The 3,262-nt window shown below is 64.6% G+C and carries 4 protein-coding genes and 1 pseudogene; 3 read left to right on the top strand and 2 right to left on the bottom strand.

The genetic code is table 11. The features are described 5' to 3' along the window. Together ACRDUX_RS12380 and ACRDUX_RS12375 are read left to right on the top strand one after the other, a co-directional pair. A partial coding sequence (locus tag ACRDUX_RS12380) for a transposase (protein ID WP_526414281.1) occupies positions 1-392 on the top strand: 392 nt, incomplete at its 5' end. Positions 393-559: 167 nt separating this feature from the next. Beyond that, positions 560-1,120: an IclR family transcriptional regulator domain-containing protein gene (locus ACRDUX_RS12375; protein ID WP_526414279.1), complete on the top strand. Its 561-nt coding sequence runs from the start codon at positions 560-562 to the stop codon at positions 1,118-1,120. Between the two features lie 58 nt (positions 1,121-1,178). On the opposite strand, the gene ACRDUX_RS12370 is transcribed toward ACRDUX_RS12375, so the two are convergent. Further along, positions 1,179-1,634, bottom strand: coding sequence for an acyl-CoA thioesterase (locus ACRDUX_RS12370; RefSeq protein ID WP_526414283.1), 456 nt, complete (start codon positions 1,632-1,634; stop codon positions 1,179-1,181). A 545-nt stretch (positions 1,635-2,179) separates the two neighbouring features. Then, positions 2,180-2,836: a FadR/GntR family transcriptional regulator gene (locus tag ACRDUX_RS12365; protein ID WP_526414277.1), complete on the bottom strand. Its 657-nt coding sequence runs from the start codon at positions 2,834-2,836 to the stop codon at positions 2,180-2,182. Positions 2,837-2,998: 162 nt separating this feature from the next. Between ACRDUX_RS12365 and ACRDUX_RS12360 the strand changes: the two are divergent. Continuing rightward, positions 2,999-3,262, top strand: a pseudogene (locus ACRDUX_RS12360) (MFS transporter); the annotation flags it as partial.

The raw sequence follows: 3,262 nt of genomic DNA, 5'->3' as shown, positions 1-3,262 counted from the left end.
CCCCTCTGGGGCAGAAGCATCCAACGACGATCGTGGCCTGGCGTAACGCGTGGGAACGGTTCACCCCGTTCCTGGCGTTCCCGCCCGAGGTGCGACGGGTCATCTACACCACCAATGCGATCGAATCGCTGAACTACCAATTGCGCAAGCTCATCAAGAAACGCGGGCACTTCCCCAACGACCAGGCCGCGATCAAACTGCTGTGGCTGGCGATCTGCAACATCGAGGACAAACGCACTCGGGAACGCCAAAAGTACATCGACGCCCCCTTGCGCACCGGAGACCGATCCCACCACACCCGACTCATTCAAGGCGCCCAAACCAACGGCTGGAAACAAACACTCGGCGCGCTCGTCCTGACCTACCCCGAACGTCTCAACCCCTACCTGTAAACCTGCCACTTACACAGAAATCTTGACAAGCTCGATGCGCGCCGCCAGCGCAAGCGGCATTTGCAGGGATCGGCCCACCGCCGGCGAGGCAGTCGACACCACCGCTCTCCTACCGGTCTCGGATTCGAGAGGCTATCGCGGAAACCGTTCTACGGCAACGTCCTCGGATGCGGTGTGCTGGAGATCAACAACGCCGATCACCCGCCATGTATCCGAAGGATCACCACCATGACCGAGCAGACCTCCGGCCCCCGACCCGTGCGCGCCGCCCACGGCACCACCCTGTCCTGCAAGGGCTGGCAACAAGAAGCCGTCCTGCGCAACTGTTTCCGGCCAGCACGGCCTTCGTGGTCCGCACCGGTGGAGGTCCGACCTCGTTGCCTCAGCTGCGGCGGCTTCTCGGTGCCGAACGTAACCAGGGCTGGGCCGAGGAGGACGGTCTGATCACTGAGGGACTGCGCTCGGTGGCGGCATGCGCGTTCGACCATTCCAGTCGCCCGATTGCCGCGATCAGCGTGACCCGGCGCACAGATCGATCCGCGGTGGCAGTCGGCGAGCTGGTTCGGACGGCGCGTCATTCCGCTCAGCAGCTGACCTGGGCATGTCAGGTGTGGCGCCCGCGACTGGTTCGATGCGCGCTGACCTCCGCTTCGGGGCAGATCCGCCGAAGCGTGGGCCGTCGCGGACAGATCATCGCGTCACGGCGCGAAGATGGTCGGACCTACTAGACGGCCGGCGTGTCCTTGAAACGGCGATGTCGCCCCCTCCGGGCGAGCTTGGGGGTTGTTAGGCGCCGCATTGGCAGCTGTGCGGACTCTCGAACTGGCTCCTTTGGGCCTTGCGCCGCCGCCGGGCCGATTGATAGCGCTGCCGAGCTACGGAGTTCGCGGGCTGCAACGGCGGCACGGAGACGGGACGGCGGTCGGCGTCGACGGCGACCATCGTGAAGTAACAGCTATTGGTGTGGCGAGTGAGTCCGGAGATGATGTCGAGCGTGTCGACCCGGATCCCAATCTCCATGGACGTGCGCCCGGTGTAGTTGACCGAAGCCGAGAAGGTGACCAGATCGCCGACGTGGATGGCGTCCCGGAAGAGGACGCGGTCCACCGACAGTGTGACGACGTAACTCCGGGCGTAGGCACTGCCGCACGCGTAGGCGACCTGATCGAGGATTTTTAGAATGGCGCCGCCGTGGACGTTGCCGGAGAAGTTGGCCATGTCTGGGGTCATCAGCAAGGTCATCGCCAGACTGTGTCGCGGTGGTGACGGCGCCTCGCCGTTGCCGGGTACGGGTTCGGGTTCTTGGGTAGTCACGGGCTCATCCTCGCTTGTGGTCGGAGGGAACTGCTGGTCTTGCGGTGGCGGTAGGTCAGGGCGGCGGCGATGAAGGCGGCAGCAGCGCTGTGAGCGCTGGCACGGCGTAACCGTGGGTGCTGTCGCGCAGATAGCTGGGCAGGGTTGGTCCGCCCAGCGAGCCGAGTCCGACGCCGGTGAACAGGCACCGAGTGTGGCACCGATTCAGTTGTCTCCGAATAGATCTGCAGTGACGGCATAGAGGTCCAACGGACCGAAACCAATCGGCTTGCGCTTCCGGTCTATGACGGCCGCAGCCGGACCCAAACCCGCCGACTTTCTCCGACGGAGGAGGACAGTCCGGCAGCTGCGGTCTGTAGGCCGGCTGCACCCGAGGGTTTGGCTTCTCGATTCCGCGGCGTCCGTATCGGGGAACCGACTCCGAGAGCGTCTCGAGGGCTCGTCGACAATCCTGCGCGGATCGACACCGAGGCTCAAACGGTCCGTAGCATGTGATCGATCAAGTTCGCTGCCTCGTATGCGGCTCGTTCCTCGTCGCCAGCGGCGATGCGCTCAACCAGGCCGATGTGGTTGGCAGTTCCGTCGAGCGTTTCGGCGGTGGCCGCCACGCTGGCGGCGAACGTCTCGAGGAAGCCGCGGTACAGCTCGATGAGGATCGCGTTGTGTGCGCACCGCATGACAGCGAGGTGGAAATCGGCGTCAACACGCGCGAATTCGACCGGGCCGATTCCCCGGCACTCATGACTCGTTGCCAATAGTGTGTGGAGGTCGGCGAGTTCGTCGGCAGTGCAGTTGGCGGCAGCCAGTCGGGCCCCTTCGACTTCGAGCGCGCGACGCACCTGCAGGATCTCCCGCAGTTCGCTGCCGCACAGCCGTCGTAGCGCGCCGGAGACCTCAGTGGTGGCGCGCACGTAAGTGCCGTCACCCTGACGGACTTCCAGGATGCCGGCGTGCGCCAGCGCACGGACCGCCTCGCGCAGGGTGTTGCGGCCCACGCCAAGGCATTCGACGAGCACTGCTTCATTGGGAAGGCGGTCACCGATGCGCCATTCAGCGTCGTTGATCGAGCCGCGGAGCTGCGCGATGACTTGATCGACTAAGCCGGTGCGATGCGTAGTGGTCAACGGCACAGGAGATCCTTTCATCCAATCATGGGATGAGGTAACGATAGCAGCGTGGGATCCGAAACACCGTTGAAACAAACCAATCTCGACGATCCAGCGCCAACCGACACCGGTGCCGACTAATCGGGGGCAACCGCCACGCCTGCGGCAGTAGGGGGGCCAGCTCTCGTGGTAGCGGCAATTCTGACCGCGCTGAACCTTCGGCCAGCCGTGGCCAGCGTGGCACCCCTACTCGGGGAGATCCGTGCTGACTTTGCCACATCCCACGACCTGGGCCGGGGTACTCACCACCTTGCCTGCACTGTGCTTCGCAGCCGCCGGCTTGGCCGCCCCGTGGTTCTCAGAGCGGATCGGATTGGGACGCAACATTTCCGCAACTTTGCTGATGATTACGTCTGGGCCGCTCGCCCGTTGCGCTCGCCGCCGCAACGT

The organism is Mycobacterium sp., assembly GCF_050701675.1.
Lineage (GTDB): Bacteria > Actinomycetota > Actinomycetes > Mycobacteriales > Mycobacteriaceae > Mycobacterium.
Note: the sequence above shows the minus strand (reverse complement) of the source record. Positions and strands in the feature narration are given on the sequence as shown.

Coding starts and splice junctions, on each gene's coding strand:
- ACRDUX_RS12370 (WP_526414283.1), bottom strand. CDS start 1,634: ATGACCTTGCTGATGACCCCAGACATGGCCAACTTCTCCGGCAACGTC.
- ACRDUX_RS12375 (WP_526414279.1), top strand. CDS start 560: ATGCGGTGTGCTGGAGATCAACAACGCCGATCACCCGCCATGTATCCG.